Source organism: Mesorhizobium sp. CNPSo 4671, from assembly GCF_057784245.1.
Map to the genome: position 1 here is coordinate 62355 of NZ_JBWLUW010000018.1, position 21494 is coordinate 83848.

A 21494-nucleotide genomic window follows, 5' to 3' on the forward strand; every position below is an offset into this window, starting at 1 on the left:
CTTACGCCTCCATCGTCTTGATGCGCGTCGTGCGCGGCAGGCAGGCTATGCCGCCCGATGTGGCGAGGATGATGTCGACGCCGCGCGGGAAGCGCTGGATATTCTGCTTCCACTGCTCGATGAAGTGACGCGGCATTTGCGCCGGCGCGATCGTGGCTCTGGCTTCGATGCCGGGGCCTTCGAGCAGGAGTGGAGCGCCTGAGGTGAGGTCACTGACCTGAAGGATCAGGGTGGTCGACCTGTCGGGATAATCCTGCGTTCCCTGCGAAAAGCCGTCGAGCGCCATCATCTCGGCCGGCGTGGCGACAAAGGCGAAATGGGCGTCGGCGGGTGTGTTGGCGAGCGGCGCGCCGGAGTGGAAGCCAAGCCAGGAGATGACCGCGGCGGACGCGTGCAGGGCCGGATCGAGCCAGAGCGGCGTGTCGTTGTCGCAAAGCGCCAGCGCGATGGCGCCAGCGGTTGCCGAGAGCGGTGCCGGCGGGCGGGCCAGGGCCGGCAAGGGCTGCACGCTGCCCGGCCGTGCCATCGCGTCCATAACGGCGCGGAAAACGGTCTGGGCGTTGAATACCGGATCGGCGAAGCCGCCCTCGATCGATTGCGCTGCGATATCCATCAGTCTTCTCCGCGAACCATGGTGAAGAAATCCACCTTCGTCGCCGCCGTCTCGGCACGGCGTCTTTCGTGGGCAGTGGCGAGCGCCGATCTCAGAGGCGCGATCAGCCTGGTCTCGACCTCGGCGCGGCGGGCAGGGTCCTGCCACAGCGCGTCGGCTATTGCCGAGAGCTTCGCCTTCTGCTTGTCGCGGCCAAGCGCGTAGCAATGACCGACCTGTCCGGACGGCAGCCGGACGGTGGCGCGGGTGACGGTCGCTTCGCCGACATTGAATGGTGCGCCACCGCCGCCGATGCGGCCGCGCAGCGTCACCAGCCCGGTCTCGGGACCGCGCAGCAGTTCGGCGTGCGAAGGCAGGCCGGCTTCGTTCCAGAGCCGGACGATGTCGTCACCGCTCGATTGCGCCAGCGTCGCCATGGCGGCCTTGCGTTCGGCCTGGTCGCGGGCTTCCTGTCCTCGCATAGGCAGCATTCCTCTTTGTCAAATTTGTCTATTGATATAGACAACTATACAAATTATACATACTACGTAGCGCGAGTCCATGACGGGTGGATGACAGGGGATAGAAGGCTGGGGCAAATCATGATCGGGCGACAGGAAGCCGACAGCATCGAGCGGCGCAGCGGCGTCTCGCTATGGCGGCAGATTGCCGATAGGATCCTGCAGGCGATCGCCACCGGCGATTTCGCCGAGAATGCCGCGCTGCCGCCAGAGGTGGTGCTGGCCGAGCGCTATGGCGTCAATCGCCACACGGTGCGCAGCGCCATATCGGCGCTTGTGCAGGAAGGCGTGCTGCGGGCGGAGCAGGGGCGCGGCACCTTCGTCTTGTCGCGCAAGCGGCTATCCTATCCGATCGGCGCGCGCACGCGGTTTTCGACAGGCCTGCAAGGGCAGACCTCGGAACGGCACATCGTGCTGCTTGCCTCATCGGTCGAGCCGGCCAGCCCGCGCGTCGCCGAGGGGCTCGGATTAACCAGGGGGACCGAGGTGATCAGGCTGGAGATACGCGGCGAAGCCGATGGACGGGCTGTGTCGCGCGCTGCCGCTTGGTTCGAGGCCAGGCGCTTTGCCGGCATCGACAAGGCGATGGCCGAGACCGGCTCGATCACCGCGTCGCTGGCCCGCTTCGGCATCGACGACTATCTCCGGCAATCGACCGTGCTGTCGGCGCGCCACGCCGATGCGGCCGACCTTGCCGACCTCGACCTGCAGCCAGGCGCCATCGTGCTGGTCACGGTGGCCGTCAACGTCACGCCGGACGGCCAGCCGATCCAGTTTTCCGAGTCGCGCTTTCCGGCGGAGCGAGTGGAGCTGAGGCTGTCGGCGCTGTAGGGGGGGGCGGCGGCCGGCTACCCCACCTCGATCACAGCCTTGATCAGGCCGGACTTTTCGTGCGCCCAGCGCGCGAGATCGCTCGGCGTGCCGGCCAGCGTTGTGCGGTGGGTGACGAGCTTGGCCATGGGCACGGCGCCGTTGCGGATCGAGGCGGCGACGTGGTCGAAATCGGCCTTCAGCGCATTGCGGCTGCCGACCAGCGTCATTTCACGCTTGTGGAATTCCGGGTCGGAAAAGACGATGTCGTCCTTGACGACGCTGACCAGCACCAGCGTCCCGCCATGCGCGACATGGGCGAAGGCCGATTGCACCGACTGGGTGTTGCCGGTGGCGTCGAAGACCACGTCGAAGCCTTCGCCTGATGTCGCCTCCCTGACCAGGTCGGGCACCGCTCCGCGCGAGCCGTCGAGGATACTGAAACCAAGTTCGTTTTCGGCGAAGGCGAGGCGTTCACTGCTCATGTCGAGCAGCGTCACGTCGAGCCCGGCAATGCGGGCGAAGATGGCATTGCCGAGCCCGATCGGGCCGGCGCCGATGACCAGCGCACGGGCGCCGGGCTCGGCGCGGGCGCGACGCACGGCATGCGCGCCGATGGCGAGGAATTCGACGGCGGCGGCGTCGGCCAGCGACAGGCCGTTGGCTGGATACAGATTCTGCGCCGGGACAAGAATATGTTCGCACATGGCGCCGTCGCGATGGACGCCGAGCACCTCGATCCTGACGCAGCAATTCGGTTTGCCGTGCCGACAGGCGATGCATTTGCCGCAGGAGAGATAGGGGTTGATGACGACCGGTTCGCCAATGGCAAGATCGACACCGTCACCGGTCTCGACGATCGTTCCCGACACTTCATGGCCCATGATGCGGGGGTAGGCGAGAAACGGGTGCTTGCCCTCGAAAATGTGGTAGTCGGTGCCGCAGATGCCGACATGGCTGACCGCGACCAGCGCCCAGCCGGCTGATGGCGAACCGGGTGCGGGGCGGTCTTCCAGGACAAGGTCGCCGGGCGAGCGGCAAACGACGGCTTTCATGCTTCAATCCAATCAAGGTTTATAAAATCGCCGGCCCGTCATGACAGGCCGGCGATCGATCTCGGTGGTGATCACTTGCCGCCGCGGCGGCGCAGGCCGTCGAAGTAGACGATGACGATGATCAGCACGCCGGTGATGATGCGCTGCCAGAAGGCGTTGACGTTGAGCAGGTTGGCGCCGTTGTTGATGGTCGCCAGAATGAAGGCGCCGAGCAGTGGGCCGTGCACCGAGCCGACCGCACCGAACAGCGAGGTGCCGCCGATCACCGAGGACGCGATCGCCTGCAGTTCCCAGCCCTCGGCCTGGGTCGGGTTGCCGATGCCGATGCGCGAAGCCAGGAGCACGCCGACAAAAGCCGCGCACAGGCCAGACAGCGTGTAGGCCATATAGATGGTGCGCTGGACATTGACGCCGGACAGGCGCGAGGCCTCGGCATTGGAGCCGACCGAGAAGAGGTAGCGGCCCCAGCGGCTGTGATGCAGGAAGATATAGGCCGGAATGCCGACCAGGATCACCATCCAGAACAGATTGGGCACGCCGAGGAAGGAGTTGCGCGAGAACTCCTGGAAGGCATCGTTGTTGATCGAGATCGAGTTGCCGTTGGTCATCAGAAGGCCGATGCCGCGCAGCGAGGTCAGTGTCGCCAGCGTGATGATGAAGGGCGGCAGGCCCATCTTGACGATGCCGAAGCCGTGGAACAGGCCGATGGCAACGCCGACCAGCAAGGTGAGGAGGATGGCGAGGAAGACGGGCACCCCGGCATTGATCAGCATCGCCGCGATGACGGTGGCAAAACCGACCACCGCGCCGACGGACAGATCGATGCCGCCGGTGATGATCACGAAGGTCTGGCCGACCGCCAGGATGGCGATCATCGAACCCTGACGCAGAAGGTTCGAGATGTTGTTGGCCGAGGCGAAGCTCGATGTCGACAGCGACAGGATGACCCACAGCAGCACCAGCAGCGCCAGCAGCGTCAGCCCGAACAGGGCGTTGTAGTTGCGCTTGGGTTTTTCGGCAGGAATCGCCTCGGTGCTCATGTCTTTCCTCCCAGCTTTTCTTGTTTCTCGGCGAGCGCCTGTGTGAGAATTTCCTCGTGATCGGCGGTGCGGAAGCCGTGTGTCGCCACCAGCTTGCCGCGGCGGAACACATGCAGCGTGTCGGCCAGCTCATAGACTTCCGGCAGATAGGACGAGATCAGGATGATGCCGGCGCCCTTCGACAAGAGTGCGCCGAACAGGCGGTAGATCTCGGCCTTGGTGCCGACATCGACGCCGACCGTCGGCTCGTCGAAGATGAACAGCTTGGCGCCATGCGCCAGCCATTTGCCGATGACGATCTTCTGCTGATTGCCGCCCGACAGGCTGGAGGCGAGCGCATGGCGTGTCGGCGTCTTGATCCTGAGATCGGCAATCTGGCGGTCGGCCTGGGTCTTTTCCTGTGCGCCGGAGATCAACAGATTGTTGGAGATGCGCTTGTAGATCGGCAGGTTGAGATTGAGGCCGACCGGCAAATTGAGGCAGAGGCCCTGGTCGCGGCGGCTTTCCGGCGCCAGCGCCATGCCGAGCTTGATCGCGTCATGCTCGGAATTGATCTGAACCGGCTTACCCTCCCACAGGATCTGACCGGCCGACTTCTTGTGGCGCCCATAGAGCGTGGTAACGAATTCGCTGCGTCCGGCGCCGATCAGCCCGTAAAGCCCGACGATCTCGCCGGCGCGGACCGTCATCGAGACATTTTCGAAGCCCTTGCCCGAGAGGTTTCTTGCCTCGACGATCGCGGCGCCCGGCGTGAAGTGCTCCTTGTGATAGACCTGCTCAATCGAGCGGTTGATCATCAGCTTGACCAGTTCGGCGTCGTTGGTCTCGGCGATGTTGCGGGTGCCGACCAGCGTGCCGTCGCGCAGCACGGAGACGCGATCGGCGAGCTCGAAGACTTCCTCCATGCGATGGCTGATGTAGATGATGGTCACGCCTTCGGACTTCAGCCGGCGGATCAGGGTGAAGAGCTGGTCGGCCTCCTTGCGGGTGAGGTAGGCGGTCGGCTCGTCGAAGATCAGAAATTTGGTGCCGCGCACGGTGGCGCGGGCGGCGGCGATCAACTGCTGCTGGCCGATGGTAAGGTCGCCGAGCACGACATGCGCCGGCAGGTCGAAGCCGAGATCGTCGATGATCTTCTGCGCTTCCTTGACCATCGCGCGCTGCTGCAGGATGCCGAAGCGTGAATTCTCCTCGCCGAGGAACATGTTGGCGGCGACGGTCAAATGACGGCAGAGCACGACTTCCTGATGCACGGCATTGATGCCGAGCGCCATCGCCTCATGCGGGGTTGCCAGCGCCGCCGGCTTGCCTTCCCAGATGACATCGCCTGATGTGCGCGGCATGACGCCGGTCAGAAGCTTGATCAGGGTGGATTTGCCGGCACCGTTTTCGCCGACGATGGCGTGGATTTCGCCGGACTTGAAAGCCAGTGTCACCGGCTTCAGCGCATGGGTGCCGGGATATTTCTTCTCGAGGCCGCGCAGTTCGAGGATCGTTCTGCCAGGCTCCAGCACGGGGGCTGGGTGCAGGTCTTGCGCCGTCGATGTCATGACAATCCTCCCAGATTGGCCTCACGATTTGGCACGCGGCGAGGCTTTGAAATGCCCGCAAGAGCAACCTAGCCCAGCTTGGCGGATTTCCAAGCGATATGGCTGTCGTTTCCGGGGCACCGGGCCCCGGAAACGAGTGCGGCTACGCGAAGGCTCAGTTGAGCTTCGGGTTGAGCAGCGCGTCGATCTTGGGTTCCTTCATGTTGGCCTTGGTGACGAGGTTGGCACCGGTGTCGACATTGGCCTCGACCTTCTCGCCCTTCGAAGCGGCGAGCGCGGTCTTGATGCCGTCATAACCCATCCGATAGGGATCCTGGACGACGAGGCCGGAAATGACGCCATCATTGAGGAACTTGATCAGCTTCTCGTCGCTGTCGAAGCCTATCAGCCCGACCTTGCCGGCAAGGTTGTTCTCGGCGATCGCCTGACCGACGCCCTGCGCCATGATCAGGTTGGAGGCGAAGATACCCTTCAGGTCCGGATTGGCGGTGATCAGGTCGGTCGCGATGTTGAGGCCGGTGGTGGCCTGGCCGTCGGCATATTTGTCGGCGACCAGTTCGAGGCCGGGATATTTGGCCTTGAGCTGTTCCTTGAAGCCCTGGGCGCGCTGCTCGAGCGAGCCGGCGCCGGGCAGCGCGGTGATCAGGGCTACCTTGCCTTCGACCTTGCCGCCATTGGCGGCACCGATGGCCGCTGCAAGACCGTCCGCGGCGACGCGGCCGCCCTGGACGTTGTCGGTGGTCAGGAACGAGGTGAAGGCCTTGGAGTCGGCGCTGGAGTCGATGCCGATGACCTTGACCTTGCTGGCTGCCTCGTCGATCGGCTTGCCGAGCGCCTTGGCTTCGGTCGGCGCGATGACGACGGCGGCCGGGTTGCCGGCGACGGCGTTCTCGAGGATGGAGATCTGGCCGTTGACGTCGGTTTCAGCCTGGGCGCCGAGCTCCGGCACGTTGACGCCGAGATCCTTGCCGGCCTTGCGGGCGCCAGCGAGTACGATCTGCCAGTAGAAGGATGTTGTGTCCTTGACGATGATCGGAATGGTCACGTCCGCCGCCGAAACCGGCGCCGAATGCATGACGCCGGCGAGCATCGAGGCTGCTGCCAGAGCCATCACGGCGCGGCGGTTGAGAATGCTGGTCACGAATTTCATAGGATTCCTCCCTAAGTCGCCTGGTGAACGTTACGGAAGCTCCGTTCGGATAGGCGTGGCCCAAACAGAACTTTATCAATAAAAAACATTTACGCTGTTTTGATAGTGCATCGATCTGGACGATGCAAGCGGTGTTTCGCGCCTGACCTCCCATGGCGGGCACAGACTCATGCCGCTCCTCCCTGGACGCAGCCAACGCTCCCGTTCCGTTCCGTAAACACATGGAATATTAATTCCATGTGTTAGTCAATATGGAACATTCATTCTTTCTTCCGGGTCGGGCCTCTCCCGCCAAGGCCCATAGTGCCGCTTTCACGCCAGCTCCTGCACCACCGTGTAGGGACGATATTTCTGGTATTCCGTCTCCGGGACGTCGACGTCGAGCAGTTCGAGGTTGCGCGTCAGATTCGCCAGTTTGGCGGTGCCGGTCAGCACAGTGGCGACCGTCGGCTCGTGCAGAGGAAACTGGAAGGCGGCGGCGGCCAGCGGGTAGTCGCCTTCGCCGGCGATCTTCTCCATGGCGTCGACCCGGTCGAGCATATCGCGGCTGGCGGGCAGGTAGTCGAAATGCGCGCCTTGCACCGGCCCGGTCGCCAATATGCCGGAGTTGAACACGCCGCCGATCACCAGTGACGTCTGCTGCGCCCGGCACAGCGGCAGCAGTTCGGCTTCGGCGCTGCGGTCGAGCAAGGAATAGCGGCTGGCGAGCAGGATGCAGTCGAGCGGCGCCCGGCGCATCACATCGAGGCAGATCTGGACTTCGTTGACGCCGAGCCCATAGGCGGAAATCGTGCCGGCCCGCTTCAGCTCCTCGAGCGCCTTGAGCCCGCCATCCATAAACTGGCGAAAGTGCAGCTCGGTCTTCTCGACGCCATGCGTGTAGACGCCGATGTCGTGCACATAGAGAATATCGATCTTGTTCAGCCCAAGCCGCGCATAGCTGAAGTCGACCGACCGCATGATGCCGTCATAGGAATAGTCGTAGTCGAGCGCGAATGGCAGCGGATCGACATAGGAGTGGTCGGGCACCTGGTCTTCCGGCACCGGGCGAAACAGGCGGCCGACCTTGGTGGACAGCACATAGGAATCACGCGGCTTGTAGCGCAGGAAATCGCCGAAGCGTCGCTCCGACAGGCCGAAACCATAGAAGGGCGCGGTGTCGAAATAGCGCAAGCCAGCCTCCCAGGCGCCTTGCAGCGTCTCCATCGCCGCCTCGCGCGAACAGGCGCGGTAAAGGCCGCCGATCGCAGCACCACCGAAGCTGACCTCGGTGACCTCGAGCGCCGTCTTGCCGATGGGTCGTTTTTCCATGCAAACCCTCCCCGTTGCCGGGCGCTGTCCAGCCCGGCAGTTCTACCACATATGCGTTGAATTCAGAGCGTCGCGCCTAGATGCCAGGGCACGAACTCGTTGTCGCCGTAGCCGAAATCCTCGCTCTTGGTCTTGCGGCCGGAAGCCGTCTCGACGATCAGTTCGAAAATCTCGCGGCCCATGCCGGCGATGGTCTTTTCGCCCGAGGCGATGACGCCGCAATTGACGTCCATATCCTCTTCCATCTGGTGATACATGGTCGAGTTGGTGGCGACCTTGATCGACGGCGTCGGCCGGCAGCCGAAGCAGGAGCCGCGGCCGGTGGTGAAGACGATGACATTGGCGCCGCCCGCGACCTGGCCGGTGGCCGAGACCGGGTCGTAACCGGGCGTGTCCATGAACACCAGTCCGTTGCCGGTGACCTTCTCGGCATAGCCGAAGACGCCATTGAGCGGCGTCTGGCCGCCCTTGGCGACCGCGCCCAGCGACTTTTCCAGGATGGTGGTGAGGCCGCCGCGCTTGTTGCCGGGCGAGGGGTTGTTGTCGATCGAGGCGCCATGCTTGGCGACATGGTCTTCCCACCACTTCACATAGCCATCGAGCTTCTTGGCGATTTCGGGCGTCGCCGCGCGGTAGGCGAGCAGGTGCTCGGCGCCGTAGATTTCCGTGGTCTCGGAGAGGATGCCGATGCCGCCGACGCCGGCCAGTATGTCGACAGCCGCACCCAGCGCCGGATTGGCGGTGATGCCCGACATGCCGTCGGAGCCGCCGCATTGCAGGCCGACGACGATCTCGCTGACCGGGATCGGCTCGCGCTTCAACTGGCCGACTTCCTCGGCGATCTCGGCCAGCACGCCCATCGCCTTTTCCACCGATTTGCGCGATCCGCCGGCGTCCTGGATGTTGAAATGGCGTTTGCCGGCAGCCGCACCTTTCTGGCCATAGAGGGTGAGCTGATTGACCTCGCATCCCAGGCCGACCATCAGCACACCGCCGAAATTCGGATGACGGGCATAGCCGGCGAGCGTGCGGTGCAGCACCATCATGCCATCGCCGGTGCCGCTCATGCCGCAGCCCTGCCCATGGACGATCGGAACGAAACCGTCGATGCCGGGATATTTCGGCAGTAAGGTCCGGTTGGCGGTGTCGGCGATGGAATGGCAGACCGTGGCCGAGCAATTGACGCTGGCGATGATGCCGATGAAGTTGCGCGTGCCGGCGCGGCCATCGGCGCGGCGGTAGCCCATGAAGGTGCGGGCGCGGTCGGCCTCCGTCGCGTGCTCGGCCTCGCTCGGCGGCACCACCGGCAGGCGGCCGGCCTCGAACACCAGATTGTGCGAATGAACGTGTTCGCCCGGCGCGATGTCCTGCGTGGCGCGGCCGATCGCCTGGGCGTATTTGACCACGGCTTCGCCGGCGGCGATCGGCTTGATCGCCACCTTGTGGCCGGGCTCGATGATTGCGGTGGCAAGCGCGCCACCCGGCAGAGTGGTGCCGATTTCGATGCGGCCATTGGCAACGGCGACATTGTCGGCGGGGGACAGAAGAATGGTGTTCGAGACGTTCACGGGCGGTTTCCTGGGTGATCCTGGGATGCGCTGATTGACACGCGCCTGTTAAGAGTTAATGTCTTTTATCGTGAAAAAACAGTTTTGCGTCAATTGTTTTTTCGCGGGCGTTCCGCGTGCCCCGGGTGTGTGGTGGCGCTGCAAACAATGAACCGGACCCCGGCGAAAGCGATTCCTGCTTTTCAGGGTCACGGGAACGTCATATTGCGCTTCAAGCCGGCCGCCGCAAGCGCCGGCATGATTGGGTCAGGGGATGTCGAAGAGCAACAACGTCTACAAGGACGCCTACAACAGGTGCCTCAGGCTGCTCGACGAAACGCGCAGCCTGCCGTCGGAACCGGAACTGGGTACACTGCTCGGCGTCAGCCGCACCACCGTGCGCAGCATCCTGGCGCGCATGGAGGAAACCGGGCTGATCGCCTGGAACAAGCGCGCCAAGACGGTGCTGCGCGACCCGCGTCCCGACGACTTCTTCCCCGAGGAAGAGACCGACACGCTGGCTGAGATCATCGAGCGGTCGTTCATGCGGCGCCTGCTCGCCGGCGGCGCCGAGGCCGGCATGCAGATCAACGAACTTGAACTGGCGCGCGAGATCGGCGTCGGCACCACCAGCGTGCGCGAGTTCCTGATCCGCTTCTCGCGCTTCGGCCTGATCGAGAAGCGCCGCAACAGCCATTGGGTGCTGAAGGGCTTTACCCGGGCCTTCGCGCTCGAACTGACCGAGATCCGCGAAATGTTCGAACTGCGCTCGGCTGCTGCCTTCGCCGCTCTGCCGCCGGACAGCTCGGTGTGGGCCGATCTGGACAGGCTGGAAGACCAGCATCGCATGTTGGCAAGAGAGATCGCCACGCGTTTCAACGAATTTTCGGAGCTGGACGAGCGCTTCCACCGGCTCATCCACCGCGCCTCGCACAACCGCTTCATCGTCGATTTCTACGACGTCATCGCCATGATCTTCCACTACCACTACCAGTGGAACAAGGCGCAGGAGCGCGAGCGCAACGAAGTCGCGGTCAGCGAGCATCTTGCCTATATCGAGGCGCTCAAATCGCGCGATCTCGGCAAGGTCGACGCTGCTTGCCGCAAGCACCTGAAGTCGGCAAGGCAGACATTGCTGACGTCGATCCCGGAAAGTCGGTCCTCACAAAAGTCCTGAGCCGCGTTGCCGCAGCATCGAATTGGCGATTTTCGACCTGCCGCTGCCATGATAGGTATCCTTCCAGGAGTTGCTTGAAGAGGCAGATGGCTTGAACCGCCGGGGGAGACGATGGAGCATACCGGCCGCGCTTGTCGCGGCCTGTCTGCTGTTGCTCCAGTCGACGCTCGGCGCGTTCGCTTTCGCTACCGGGCCGAATGCCGCGCAGCTTGACGCTTTCGGTAACGTCATCTGCACCCGCGACGGCGCCACCCAGCTCCCCGGCGGTGATCCGCACCCGTCCCATCTGCCGGCCTGCTGCACGCTCGGCTGCAGCATGTTTTCATCGATCTTTGCGCCGCCGCCCGATGCCAGACTGGCCCTGGGCAGCCTGTCCGTTGAAACGCTCGCCTTCGTCTTTCCGGCGAGCATTCATCTCGATTTCGCGCGCGAACGCTCGCCGTCGAACCCACGCGCGCCGCCGCCGGCGGCCTGAGCCCTTTTGCCCGTCGGAACCTTTCGCGGGCGCACCCATCCAAAGATCAAACGGCTCGCGACCGGCAACGGCGCGATCATCACTTCATGGAGCAACCATGTCCCATTCTTCCCCCACAGCGGCAGGCACGCTGTTCAGCTGCATTCTGTCCCGCTTCCAGGAGCATCTCGGTATTGTCACGCTGGCTTTCGCGATCATGCTCGTCGGCGCCCAGTCCGTCTTGGCGCATGAGTTCAAGGTCGGCGATATCGAGATCGGCCATCCCTGGTCTCGCGCCACGCCGGCCGGCGCCAAGGTGGCCGGCGGCTATTTTAGCATTACAAACAACGGCAGCGCACCGGACCGGCTGCTGTCGATTTCCTCCGACATTTCGGACAAGGCCGAACTGCATGAGATGGGTGTCAAGGACGGCGTCATGACCATGCGGCCCGTTGTCGGCGGCCTGGAGATCCCAGCCGGCGGCAAGGTCGTTCTGGGTCCCGGCAGCTATCATGTGATGTTCATGGATTTGAAGCAGCCACCCAAGCAAGGCGAGATGTTCGCCGCCACGCTGACCTTCGAAAAGGCCGGGACGGTGACGATCAAATTCGCCGTGCAGGCCATGGGCAGCGCGGCGCCTCAAGAAGACAACGACTGAACCGGCCATCGTACCGATCAAGATTCTAGAGGGACCATCCATGGACAAGTATCTTTTGTCGGCCGCGGCACTTCTCGTGGTGGGGACAAATGCCGCTTTTGCGCACATCACGCTCGAAACCCAGGAAGCGGCGGTCGGCTCGACCTACAAGGCCGTGTTGCGCGTGCCGCATGGTTGCGACGGCAAGGCGACGACCGTCGTGCGCGTGCAGATTCCGGAAGGGGTGATCGCGGTCAAGCCGATGCCGAAACCCGGCTGGACGCTGCAGACCAAGAAGGGCAAATATGAAAAATCCTACCAGCTCTATGGCCACGCGGTGGCCGACGGCGTCAAGGAAGTCGACTGGAGCGGCGGCAATCTGCCGGACGAATTCTACCACGAGTTCGTCTTCCGCGCGACGCTGACGGCGGATTTGCGCGTCGGCCAGAAACTCTATTTCCCGGTGGTGCAGGAATGCGGCGACGCCGCCGACCGCTGGATCGAAATCCCGGCGGCCGGGCAGGATGAAGACGCGCTCGAAAACCCGGCGCCCGGCATCAAGCTCACGCCGAAGAAATAACTTTCTCCCCTGGCGCGCTCTGCTTGCGGACCGCGCCGCATCCCCGTGGCATGGCATGACCGCAATACCTTCTCGTATGGTTGATACCAACAGCAAGTTCGTCGGCTGGGTTGCCGGCGGGCTGCTGGCCCTGTTCACGGCGCTTCTCGCTATGGCTTCGACAGATCAGGCTTTTGCCCATGCCGCGCTGATCAAGACCGATCCGTCCGACGGTGGGGTCCTGACGCAGGCTCCGACGCAATTCTCGCTGACCTTCAGCGAGCCGGTTTCGCCCTTGGTGCTGACGCTGGTGAAGCCTGACGGTACGCCGGTTGCGCTGACCTCCTTCCGCCTCACCGACCAGACGGTCGAGATCGACAATCCGCAGGTGCTCAAATCCGGCACGCATGTGCTGAGCTGGCGCGTCATTTCCGCCGACGGCCATCCGGTCGGTGGTTCGCTGCTGTTTTCCATCGGCGCGCCAAGCGAACCGCCCGCCGTGTCCGAAGCCGTCGACTGGCCGCTGCGGTCGGCGATCTGGATCGGCAAGGTCTTTCTCTACATCGGTCTTTTCCTCGGCGTCGGCGGCGCCTTCACACTAGCCTGGCTGGCTGGCGAAGGACGAGCCGGTCAGCGCTTTGTCGCGACCGCGATCCTGTGCGGCCTGGTGGCGGCACCCTTGTCACTCGGCTTTCAGGGTCTCGACGCGCTCGGGGCGCCACTCTCCCATCTCGCGCAAGCAGTGATCTGGCGGACCGGGCTCGGCACCAGCTTCGGCTGGACGGTGCTGGTCGCTCTCATCGCGCTGGGGCTCGGTCTGTTGTCGCTGGCCGGACCGTGTGTACTCGCCAGGCCGTTTGCGCTTGCCGGGCTTGCCGGCGTCGGCGTTGCGGTGGCCGCCAGCGGCCATGCCAGCGCGGCCGAACCGCAATGGCTGACGCGACCGTTGGTGTTCGTGCATGGTGTCGGCATCGCCTTCTGGGCCGGTGCCCTGGTGCCGCTCGGTCTCGCGCTGAAGCGTCAAACGACCGATGCTGTCGCTTTCCTGCGCCGCTTCTCCTGCGCGATCCTGCCTGTCGTGGCCGTGCTTGCCGCGGCCGGCATCGTGCTCGCCGTCATCCAGGTGCAGGCGCCCTCTGCGCTGGTCGGCACCGCCTATGGCCGGCTGCTGCTGGTCAAGCTGGCGCTGCTGGTCTTCCTGTTCACGCTGGCCGCGGTCAATCGCTGGAAACTCACGGCCTCCGCCGAGGCAGCGGCAACGGAGGTGCAGCGCAGGCTCACCCGCTCGATCGGCGTCGAGATGCTGATCGTGCTAGCAATCTTCGGCGTTGCCGCGGGCTGGCGCTTCACGCCGCCGCCACGGGCCCTGGCGATCGCGGCGGCGCAGCCGGTCTCGGTCCATATCCACGCGCTGCAGGCAATGGCCGATCTCAGCATCACCCCCGGCCATGCCGGACCTGTCGCCGCCTCGATGATCATCATGACCGGCGATTTCGGGCCACTCGACGCCAAGGAAGTGACGCTGGTGCTGTCGAAGCCCGATTCCGGCATCGAGCCGCTGAAGCGCGCGGCGACCAAGCCCGGCGACGGCAGCTGGCGTGTCGACAACCTCGTCATTCCGGTTCCCGGGCGCTGGATGGTGCGCATCGACATCCTGGTCTCGGATTTCGAGATGGTGAAGATAGAGGCGCCGATCGAAATCAGGCCGTAACCGACAGATGTGATACCGTTGTCGAACGGTCTGTATTGTGCAACTGCAACACAATTCGGCGAGGCGGTTGACGCGGCGCGAAAGGCCCGTCAATCATCCCGGCAAAATCGCGGGCTCCAACCAACAAGATCCGAAAGCAGGGAAGAAACGATGGAAAAAGCCGAAATCGGCCTGATCGGCCTTGGCACGATGGGTTCCAACCTGGCGCTGAACATCGCCGAACACGGGCACCGCATCGCCGTCTTCAACCGCACAAGGGCACGCACCGACGCTTTCGTCGAGAATGCCGGCGCGCTCAGGGATATGGTTGTCCCCTGCTACAGCCTGGAAGAACTTGCCGCCGCGATTCGGCCGCCGCGCCCGATCATCATCATGGTGCTGGCCGGCAAGCCGGTCGACGAACAGATCGAAGCCTTGCGCGGCGTGCTGTCCAACAACGACATCGTCATCGATGCCGGTAACGCCAATTTCCGTGACACGATGCGGCGCTTTTCCGAACTGTCCGGGTCGGGCCTGACCTTCATCGGCATGGGCGTGTCCGGCGGCGAGGAGGGCGCGCGCCACGGCCCGTCGATCATGGTCGGCGGCACCGAAGATAGCTGGAAGCGCGTCGAAAACGTGCTGACCGCGATCTCGGCCAAGTTCAAGGACGAGCCTTGCGCTGCCTGGTTGGGAACCGATGGCGCCGGCCATTTCGTCAAGACCATCCACAACGGCATCGAATATGCCGACATGCAGATGATCGCCGAGATCTACGGCATCCTGCGTGATGGCCTGGGCATGGGGCCGAAAGAGATCGGCACGGTGTTTTCCAACTGGAACAAGGGCCGGCTCAATTCCTACCTGATCGAGATCACCGCCAAGGTGCTGGCCGCCGACGATCCGAAGACCGGCAAGCCGGTGGTCGACATCATCCTCGACCGCGCCGGCCAGAAGGGTACCGGCAAATGGTCGGTCATCGAGGCGCAGCAGCTCGGCATTCCGGCGACCGCGATCGAGGCGGCGGTGGCGGCACGCGTTCTGTCGTCGATCAAGGATGAGCGTCAGGCGGCGGAAAAGGCCTATGGCAACATCGGCGTGACGAAAATTTCCGGCGACAAGGATGCGTTGCTGCACGATCTCGAACTGGCGCTCTTCGCCGGCAAGATCGCGGCGTACGCGCAAGGTTTTGCGGTGATGAGCGGCGCCTCGAAGGAGTTCAACTGGAACCTGCCGATGCCGACCATCGCCAGGATCTGGCGTGCCGGCTGCATCATCCGCTCGCAAATGCTGGATACGATGGCCGAGGCGTTCAGCAGCGGCGGTGCATCGACCAATCTTTTGATGGCGCCGGCTTTCATCTCTTTGATGCAGGAGGCGCATCCGTCGCTGCGGCGTATCGTGGCGAGGGCTTCCGAGGCCGGTTCGCCGGTGCCTGCGCTGTCTTCGGCGCTTGCCTATTTCGACAGCTACCGCCAGGGCCGCGGCACCTCGAACCTGATCCAGGCGCAGCGCGACTTCTTCGGGGCTCATGGTTTCGAGCGCATCGGCGAACAGGGCGCATTCCACGGCCCGTGGGGCAGCGGCGCTGCCGGCTAATCCGTGGAGCGTTTGTAAGCCAAAACTTCGCTTGGCACGCTGAGACTTTGCAGCGAGCCGGGTGCTGCGCCGCCGATCCAGCCGAGCACCGAGCGGGCGAGTTCCGAGCCCGCCAGCCGGAAGTTCTCGTTGACGATCAGCAGTTCGGGCCGAAACAGATGCAAAAGGTCCGATGATTGCTTGGAGACGATGTCGACGTCACGGCCAAGCTTGAGGCCGGCATCCTCGATGCCGGCGACGAGCGCAAGCGTGGCGGCGGCGGCGCTGCTGACGAAGCCGTCCGGCCTGATGTCGCGGCGCATCAGCTGTGCGGTCCTTGTCCTGATCTGCTCGATCGAATGGTCGATCGATACGGTGCTGAACGGGATCTCGCTGGCACCGACCTCGCTCAGCGCATCGGCAAAGCCGTCGACGGTATGGCCGTGATAGGTCAGTCCGACGGGCGGCGTCAGCAGAGCGAGCTTGCGGCGTCCCATGCTCGCAAGGCGCCGTACGGCTTCGACCGCGAAGGCATGATTGTCGAAATCATGATAGGGATGAACCAGCCCCATGTCGGTGCGGCCATGCGTGGCAAACGGAATGCCGTGCTCCAGCATATAGCGGGCCCTGGCATCATTCGGCTGCGTGCGTGAAATGATGACGCCATCGGCGGAACCGGTCTCGACCAGATAGCGTATGGGGTCGAGCGGATCCTGTGAACGCGAATAGGGCGTGACGATCAGGTGATAGGGCGTGTCGGCGAGCACTTCCGAAACACCATAGATGATGTCCGAGACGAAGCTCATGATCTCCCGCTCGGTGTTGAGCACAAGACTGATGACATTGGTCCTGCCGGTGCGCAGGCGCACGCCGGCACGGTTCGGCCGATAGCCGATCTGCTTGGCGACCAGCTGGACGCGGCGCCTGGTCTCGGCGCCGATCTCCGGGGCGTCCTTCAGGGCGCGCGATACGGTGGTCACGCCAAGCCCGGTCATGAAGGCAAGCGTCTTCAGCGTTGGCCGCTCCTTGGCCGACGTCTCGTCGCTCTTTTCCGTACGCCGTTTGTCCATTCGTCCCGCCCGTCAGGCGCATAGCAGTCGCAGGGCGGGTCGGCAATCGCCGCGATTTGCGGCGTCGCACAATTTCAAGCCCGGCGAAGGTCGCAATATACTGAAACGTTACAGATTGCCAATCTCGATTGCCAGTCGGCGAATGGGCAGGCGGACACAGGGTCGTGATTTCTCTTGAGAATACAAGGCGAAGCGCTCCTCCAACGCTCCTTTTGCCGACTTCCATGGCAGAACAGTTTGTTTTGCGCTGCGATGGCTCATATTGCGGCGCACAACGAGATGATTGGCAATGTATTTTATTCGCGGCTCGAAAAAATATCGAACGAGCCGCTTGCTCAGGGTTGCGTCGTCCCTGCAATTGCCTTATCGAAAATCTGTAACGTTTCAGATTCTGGGAGGAACCGAAATGCGATACAGGATTTTGACCGCTGCGCTGGCAGCATCGGCCGCGCTGCAGTTTGCCGGCCCGGCCAGGGCCGCGGATCTGGAAGTCATCCACTGGTGGACGTCGAAGGGCGAGTCGGCTGCGGTCTCGCAGTTCGCAAAGGCCTTCGACAATGACGGCCATGGCGACAAGTGGGTGGACAGCGCGATTGCTCTGGGCGAAACCGCCCGCTCGACCGTCATGCAGCGCGTGCTCGGCGGCGATCCGCCCGGTGCAGCCCAGTTCAATCCCGGTCGGCAGTACGAGGAGCTGATTTCGGGCGGCAAGCTGCTCGACCTCACCGACATCGCGACCGCCGGCAAGTGGGATCAGGTCATTCGACCGAAGGCGATCGGCAGCGCCTGCCTGGTTGACGGCCACTGGTGGTGCGTTCCGGTCAACATTCACTCGAACTACTGGGCCTGGTACTCCAAGCCGGTGTTCGAGAAGGCCGGCGTGCCGGAGCCGAAGAGCCTGGCCGATTTCATCGCGGCCGCGCCGAAGATCAAGGAGGCCGGCTTCATTCCCTTTGCCATCGGCGGCGACGGAAACGGCTGGCAGATCCAGTTGCTCTTCCAGGACATGGTCACCGAGGCTCTCGGTGTCGCCAAGCGCGACGAGATGTATACCAAGAAAAGTGCCGAAATTGCAGGCGGCCCCGAGATGAAGGGCGTCTTCACGCAGTTGAGGGCGCTGAAGCAGTACACCGACAATGGCTACGCCAACCGCAACTGGAACGACACCACCAATCTGGTGATCACCGGCAAGGCCGGACTTCAGGTGATGGGCGACTGGGCGCGCGGCGAATTCGCGGCCGCAGGCATGACCGGCGTCAAGGATTTCGGCTGCATGATCGGCCTGAACGAGGCCAAGCCGGTGGTCAGCACCGACGGCGACATCATCGTCTTCTTCAAGCAGAACAATCCGGATGTCGAGGCGGCGCAGAAGCGTCTTGCCGCACTGCTCATCAGCCCGGAGGTGCAGGTCGCCTTCAACAACGCCAAGGGGTCGATGCCGGTGCGTGGCGATGTCGACATGTCGACGGCCGATCCGTGCATGCAGAAGTCGCTGAAAGCGGTGGAAGACCCGGCCAACATCGTCACCGCGACGAACCGGTTCATCACCGAGAACACCAATCAGCAGCTCAACGAACTCGTCGCGCAATTCTTCGCCGACGACTCCATGACGGCTGACGACGCCACCGCGAAGTTCGCCACCATCATCGGCAATTCCGACTAGGAGTCGATCAGCATCCGAGGCGCCGCACTTGCAGCGGCGCCTCGGCCTAACTCGCTCGCCAAGCAAGAAGACTTTGTCGGCGGGCTGACGATCGCCGGATCGGAAGCCGTGGCGGTTCGGAAAGCTGGATTGCGCGCCGGCAGATGGCCGGCGCGTCGGTGGAAGCGGAGAAAAACGGACGATGCAGAGGAGTTGGAGGCAGAGATTTCACCTGCCCGCCGTCATCGGCACGTTACCGATGATTCTCGTTGCGGTCGGCGTGTTCGTGATCGGTATCGGCTTCTCGGTGCTCTGGTCTTTCACCAGTTCCAAGCTCTTCCCAACCTACGACTTCGTCGGCCTGGCGCAATACAGGCGCCTTTGGGCCGACAGTCGCTGGCTGGTCTCGGTCAACAACATCTGGTTCTTCGGCCTGATGTCCATCAGCTGCAACATGGTGTTCGGCTATCTGCTCGCCGTTTTCATGGACCAGCGCATCCGCCAGGAAGACCTGTTCCGCTCGATCTTCCTCTATCCCTTCGCCATGTCGCTGATCGTCACCGGCCTTGTGTGGCAATGGGTGCTCGATCCCAATCTCGGCCTGCAGGCGGCAATGCGCAATCTGGGCTGGTCGAGCTTCAGCTTCGCCCCTCTGGTTGACGCCAACACCGCGATCTACGCGCTGGTCGTGGCGGGCATCTGGCAGGGCTCGGGCGTGACGATGGCGATCTTGCTTGCCGGCCTACGCGGCGTCGACGAGGAAATCTGGAAAGCGGCGAGGGTCGACGGCATCCCGACATGGCGCACGCATCTGTCGATCGTCGCGCCGATGATGAAGGGCGCCTTCGCCACCGCCTTCGTTCTGCAATGTGTCGGCGTGGTGCGCGTCTATGATCTGGTCATTGCCATGACCGGCGGCGGTCCCGGCATCGCCACCTCGATGCCGGCGGTCTATGTGATCCAGCTCATCACCGTGCGCCAGAATGTCGGCCAGGGCATGGCTGCGGCAACGATGATGCTGCTGCCGGTGCTGGTCGTGCTGGGTTTCAGCGGACTTGTCCTGTGGCGGCGAAATCGCCGGCAGGAGGCGCGCGTATGACCGCCGGCCAGATCACCGCAAATCAACCCGGCCAGGACGCGTTGGAACACGCCGGCGTGGCGCCCTTCGGGCCGAAACCGCGGCGCGTATCGCCTGGCCGTATCGGGATCTACGTATTCCTGGTCATTGCTGCTCTCTTCTTCCTCATCCCGGTCTACATCATGATCGTCACATCGCTGAAGGGGATGCCGGAGATCAGGCTGGGACATCTTTTCAGCCTTCCGGCCGAGCCGACCTTTCAGCCCTGGGCCGACGCCTGGCTCCATGCCTGCACCGGCCGCGACTGCAACGGCCTGAGCCCCGGCTTCTACAATTCGCTGAAGATCACCGTGCCGAGCGTGATCATCTCGATCATCTGCGCTTCGATCAACGGTTACGCGCTGACCTTCTGGCCATACAAGGGCGCCAATCTGCTGTTCGGCTTGCTCGTCTTCGGTGCCTTCGTGCCTTATCAGGTCGTCATCTATCCGCTGATCATCGGACTGAGTTCGGTCGGGTTGTTCGCGACCCTTCCCGGCATCATCATCATTCATACGATCTTCGGCATGCCCATCCTGACGCTGCTGTTCCGCAATTTCTACGCGGCATTGCCGGTCGAGCTGTTCAAGGCGGCGCGGGTCGACGGTGCCGGGTTCTGGCGCATCTTCTTCTCCATCATGCTGCCGATGTCGGTGCCGATCACCGTCGTCGCCGTCATCCTGCAAGTCACCGGCATCTGGAACGACTTCCTGTTCGGCATCGTGTTCGCCGGCCGGTCCAACTGGCCGATGACGGTGCAGCTCAACAACATCGTCAACACCACGACCGGCGTGAGAGAATACAATGTCAATATGGCGGCCACCATTCTGACGGCGGCGGTCCCTCTGATCATCTACTTCGTCTCCGGAAGATGGTTCGTGCGCGGCATCGCAGCCGGCGCGGTGAAAGGCTGATGGATATGGCGCAAAACGGTACCAGCGTATCGATCCAGGACCTGTCGCTGAATTTCGGCGCGGTGTCGGTTCTGAAGACGCTCAATCTCGATGTCGCCGAAGGCGAATTCGTCGTGCTTCTAGGCCCCTCCGGCTGCGGCAAGTCGACCTTGCTCAACTGCGTGGCCGGACTGCTCGATATCTCTGAAGGTCGCATCTTCATCAAAGGCAAGAACGTCACCTGGGAAGAGCCGAAGGATCGTGGCATCGGCATGGTGTTCCAGTCCTACGCGCTCTATCCGCAGATGACGGTGGAAAAGAACCTGTCCTTCGGCCTGCGTGTCGCAGGCCTGCCCAAGGAGGAAATCGCCAAACGCATCGCGCGCGCCGCGGAGATCCTGCAGATCGAGCCGCTGTTGCAGCGCAAGCCCTCGGCGCTTTCCGGCGGCCAGCGCCAGCGCGTGGCGATCGGGCGGGCGCTGGTGCGCGATGTCGACGTCTTCCTGTTCGACGAGCCGCTGTCCAACCTCGATGCCAAATTGCGCTCGGAGCTGCGCGTCGAGATCAAGCTGCTGCATCGCAAACTGCAGAACACCATGATCTATGTCACCCACGACCAGATCGAGGCGATGACGCTCGCCGACCGCATCGCGGTGATGAAGGGCGGCGTCATCCAGCAGCTCGACGCGCCGCAGACCATCTACAACCGCCCGGTCAACCGGTTCGTCGCCGGCTTCCTCGGCTCGCCGGCGATGAACTTCATCGACGGCAGGCTGGAGAAGGACAAGGGCGACTGGTATTTCGTCGTCGAGGATGTGCGCATCCCGCTCGCGACCTACGCCTTCGAGAAGGAACCGGCACCGGGACCGGCCGTATTCGGCATGCGCCCCGAGCACGTCGCTTTCAATAGCGGCACCGGCTGGCCGTTTACGGCTGACGCAAACGTCGAAGTCGTGGAACCGATGGGCTCCGACACGCTGGTCTGGCTGAAGCTCGGCAAGCAGAATTTCACCGTCCGGGTGACATCGGAGCGCACGCCAAGCAATGCGGATGCGGTGAACATCGGCTTCGATCCGATGCGGGCCTCGCTTTTCGATGCCC

At 63.4% G+C, this 21494-nt stretch carries 20 protein-coding genes; 11 read left to right on the forward strand and 9 right to left on the reverse strand.

The window, feature by feature from the left end; translation table 11 throughout:
- Position 1: 1 nt before the first annotated feature.
- Positions 2 to 613, reverse strand: a complete 612-nt coding sequence (gene phnH, locus AC04SF_RS32755) for a phosphonate C-P lyase system protein PhnH (protein WP_488481162.1) — start codon at positions 611 to 613, stop codon at positions 2 to 4.
- Complete coding sequence (gene phnG, locus AC04SF_RS32760; protein WP_488481163.1) at positions 613 to 1074, reverse strand: phosphonate C-P lyase system protein PhnG; 462 nt, start codon at positions 1072 to 1074, stop codon at positions 613 to 615. The genes phnH and phnG overlap by 1 nt, the downstream gene beginning before the upstream one ends.
- Before the next feature lie 120 nt (positions 1075 to 1194).
- On the opposite strand from phnG, the gene phnF reads away from it, so the two are divergent.
- Positions 1195 to 1944, forward strand: a complete 750-nt coding sequence (gene phnF, locus AC04SF_RS32765) for a phosphonate metabolism transcriptional regulator PhnF (protein ID WP_488481164.1) — start codon at positions 1195 to 1197, stop codon at positions 1942 to 1944.
- Between the two features lie 17 nt (positions 1945 to 1961).
- Here the strand turns inward: phnF and AC04SF_RS32770 are convergent, their stop codons facing one another.
- From AC04SF_RS32770 to AC04SF_RS32795, 6 genes are all read right to left on the reverse strand, one after another.
- On the reverse strand, positions 1962 to 2978 hold the full coding sequence (locus AC04SF_RS32770) for a zinc-binding alcohol dehydrogenase family protein (protein ID WP_488481165.1): 1017 nt from the start codon (positions 2976 to 2978) through the stop codon (positions 1962 to 1964).
- 71 nt (positions 2979 to 3049) lie between these two features.
- Positions 3050 to 4018 (reverse strand): ABC transporter permease, encoded by a 969-nt coding sequence (locus AC04SF_RS32775; protein ID WP_095199576.1) that lies wholly within the window; start codon positions 4016 to 4018, stop codon positions 3050 to 3052.
- A complete protein-coding gene (locus AC04SF_RS32780) occupies positions 4015 to 5568 on the reverse strand; it encodes a sugar ABC transporter ATP-binding protein (protein ID WP_488481166.1) in 1554 nt (517 codons plus the stop codon). Before AC04SF_RS32780 ends, AC04SF_RS32775 begins: the two co-directional genes overlap by 4 nt.
- A gap of 154 nt (positions 5569 to 5722) precedes the next feature.
- The gene (locus tag AC04SF_RS32785; RefSeq protein WP_096450335.1) at positions 5723 to 6718 is read right to left on the reverse strand and encodes an ABC transporter substrate-binding protein; all 996 of its coding nucleotides are present in this window, start codon (positions 6716 to 6718) and stop codon (positions 5723 to 5725) included.
- A 312-nt stretch (positions 6719 to 7030) separates the two neighbouring features.
- Positions 7031 to 8029, reverse strand: a complete 999-nt coding sequence (locus AC04SF_RS32790) for an aldo/keto reductase (RefSeq protein WP_488481167.1) — start codon at positions 8027 to 8029, stop codon at positions 7031 to 7033.
- Positions 8030 to 8091: 62 nt separating this feature from the next.
- On the reverse strand, positions 8092 to 9597 hold the full coding sequence (locus AC04SF_RS32795; protein ID WP_488481168.1) for a UxaA family hydrolase: 1506 nt from the start codon (positions 9595 to 9597) through the stop codon (positions 8092 to 8094).
- A 253-nt stretch (positions 9598 to 9850) separates the two neighbouring features.
- On the opposite strand from AC04SF_RS32795, the gene AC04SF_RS32800 reads away from it, so the two are divergent.
- The 6 genes from AC04SF_RS32800 (at position 9851) to gndA (ending at position 15692) form a co-directional block, all read left to right on the forward strand.
- Complete coding sequence (locus AC04SF_RS32800; protein WP_488481169.1) at positions 9851 to 10753, forward strand: GntR family transcriptional regulator; 903 nt, start codon at positions 9851 to 9853, stop codon at positions 10751 to 10753.
- 118 nt (positions 10754 to 10871) lie between these two features.
- Positions 10872 to 11228 (forward strand): DUF2946 family protein, encoded by a 357-nt coding sequence (locus AC04SF_RS32805; protein WP_488481178.1) that lies wholly within the window; start codon positions 10872 to 10874, stop codon positions 11226 to 11228.
- A 97-nt stretch (positions 11229 to 11325) separates the two neighbouring features.
- Complete coding sequence (locus tag AC04SF_RS32810; protein ID WP_488481170.1) at positions 11326 to 11865, forward strand: copper chaperone PCu(A)C; 540 nt, start codon at positions 11326 to 11328, stop codon at positions 11863 to 11865.
- 40 nt (positions 11866 to 11905) lie between these two features.
- Complete coding sequence (locus AC04SF_RS32815) at positions 11906 to 12424, forward strand: YcnI family copper-binding membrane protein (RefSeq protein WP_488481171.1); 519 nt, start codon at positions 11906 to 11908, stop codon at positions 12422 to 12424.
- A 76-nt stretch (positions 12425 to 12500) separates the two neighbouring features.
- Entirely contained in the window at positions 12501 to 14114 is a 1614-nt protein-coding gene (locus AC04SF_RS32820; protein WP_488481172.1) for a copper resistance CopC/CopD family protein, read from the forward strand.
- 150 nt (positions 14115 to 14264) lie between these two features.
- Positions 14265 to 15692: an NADP-dependent phosphogluconate dehydrogenase gene (gene gndA / locus AC04SF_RS32825; protein ID WP_488481173.1), complete on the forward strand. Its 1428-nt coding sequence runs from the start codon at positions 14265 to 14267 to the stop codon at positions 15690 to 15692.
- Here gndA and AC04SF_RS32830 read toward each other — a convergent pair.
- Positions 15689 to 16741 carry a LacI family DNA-binding transcriptional regulator gene (locus tag AC04SF_RS32830; RefSeq protein ID WP_202352658.1) on the reverse strand — a complete coding sequence of 351 codons (1053 nt, stop codon included), beginning with the start codon at positions 16739 to 16741 and terminating at the stop codon, positions 15689 to 15691. The two genes, gndA and AC04SF_RS32830, sit on opposite strands and share 4 nt — an antisense overlap.
- Positions 16742 to 17147: 406 nt before the next feature.
- Here AC04SF_RS32830 and AC04SF_RS32835 point away from each other — a divergent pair, with 406 nt between their 5' ends.
- The 4 genes from AC04SF_RS32835 to AC04SF_RS32850 all read left to right on the forward strand — a co-directional run.
- Positions 17148 to 18404, forward strand: a complete 1257-nt coding sequence (locus AC04SF_RS32835; protein ID WP_488481174.1) for an ABC transporter substrate-binding protein — start codon at positions 17148 to 17150, stop codon at positions 18402 to 18404.
- A gap of 181 nt (positions 18405 to 18585) precedes the next feature.
- Positions 18586 to 19482 (forward strand): carbohydrate ABC transporter permease, encoded by an 897-nt coding sequence (locus AC04SF_RS32840; protein WP_488481175.1) that lies wholly within the window; start codon positions 18586 to 18588, stop codon positions 19480 to 19482.
- On the forward strand, positions 19479 to 20414 hold the full coding sequence (locus AC04SF_RS32845; RefSeq protein WP_488481176.1) for a carbohydrate ABC transporter permease: 936 nt from the start codon (positions 19479 to 19481) through the stop codon (positions 20412 to 20414). The genes AC04SF_RS32840 and AC04SF_RS32845 overlap by 4 nt, the downstream gene beginning before the upstream one ends.
- On the forward strand, positions 20414 to 21494 hold a 1081-nt coding region (locus AC04SF_RS32850), incomplete at its 3' end, for an ABC transporter ATP-binding protein (RefSeq protein WP_488481177.1). The genes AC04SF_RS32845 and AC04SF_RS32850, both read left to right, overlap by 1 nt.

Bases quoted from the DNA above. Each gene is read 5' to 3' on its own strand.
- AC04SF_RS32810 (WP_488481170.1), top strand. From the start codon at position 11,326: ATGTCCCATTCTTCCCCCACAGCGGCAGGCACGCTGTTCAGCTGCATT.
- AC04SF_RS32820 (WP_488481172.1), top strand. From the start codon at position 12,501: ATGGTTGATACCAACAGCAAGTTCGTCGGCTGGGTTGCCGGCGGGCTG.
- AC04SF_RS32840 (WP_488481175.1), top strand. From the start codon at position 18,586: ATGCAGAGGAGTTGGAGGCAGAGATTTCACCTGCCCGCCGTCATCGGC.
- AC04SF_RS32785 (WP_096450335.1), bottom strand. From the start codon at position 6,718: ATGAAATTCGTGACCAGCATTCTCAACCGCCGCGCCGTGATGGCTCTG.
- AC04SF_RS32790 (WP_488481167.1), bottom strand. From the start codon at position 8,029: ATGGAAAAACGACCCATCGGCAAGACGGCGCTCGAGGTCACCGAGGTC.
- AC04SF_RS32830 (WP_202352658.1), bottom strand. From the start codon at position 16,741: ATGGACAAACGGCGTACGGAAAAGAGCGACGAGACGTCGGCCAAGGAG.
- phnH (WP_488481162.1), bottom strand. From the start codon at position 613: ATGGATATCGCAGCGCAATCGATCGAGGGCGGCTTCGCCGATCCGGTA.
- AC04SF_RS32800 (WP_488481169.1), top strand. From the start codon at position 9,851: ATGTCGAAGAGCAACAACGTCTACAAGGACGCCTACAACAGGTGCCTC.
- AC04SF_RS32845 (WP_488481176.1), top strand. From the start codon at position 19,479: ATGACCGCCGGCCAGATCACCGCAAATCAACCCGGCCAGGACGCGTTG.
- AC04SF_RS32835 (WP_488481174.1), top strand. From the start codon at position 17,148: ATGCGATACAGGATTTTGACCGCTGCGCTGGCAGCATCGGCCGCGCTG.
- phnF (WP_488481164.1), top strand. From the start codon at position 1,195: ATGATCGGGCGACAGGAAGCCGACAGCATCGAGCGGCGCAGCGGCGTC.
- AC04SF_RS32775 (WP_095199576.1), bottom strand. From the start codon at position 4,018: ATGAGCACCGAGGCGATTCCTGCCGAAAAACCCAAGCGCAACTACAAC.
- AC04SF_RS32780 (WP_488481166.1), bottom strand. From the start codon at position 5,568: ATGACATCGACGGCGCAAGACCTGCACCCAGCCCCCGTGCTGGAGCCT.
- AC04SF_RS32815 (WP_488481171.1), top strand. From the start codon at position 11,906: ATGGACAAGTATCTTTTGTCGGCCGCGGCACTTCTCGTGGTGGGGACA.
- gndA (WP_488481173.1), top strand. From the start codon at position 14,265: ATGGAAAAAGCCGAAATCGGCCTGATCGGCCTTGGCACGATGGGTTCC.
- AC04SF_RS32770 (WP_488481165.1), bottom strand. From the start codon at position 2,978: ATGAAAGCCGTCGTTTGCCGCTCGCCCGGCGACCTTGTCCTGGAAGAC.
- phnG (WP_488481163.1), bottom strand. From the start codon at position 1,074: ATGCGAGGACAGGAAGCCCGCGACCAGGCCGAACGCAAGGCCGCCATG.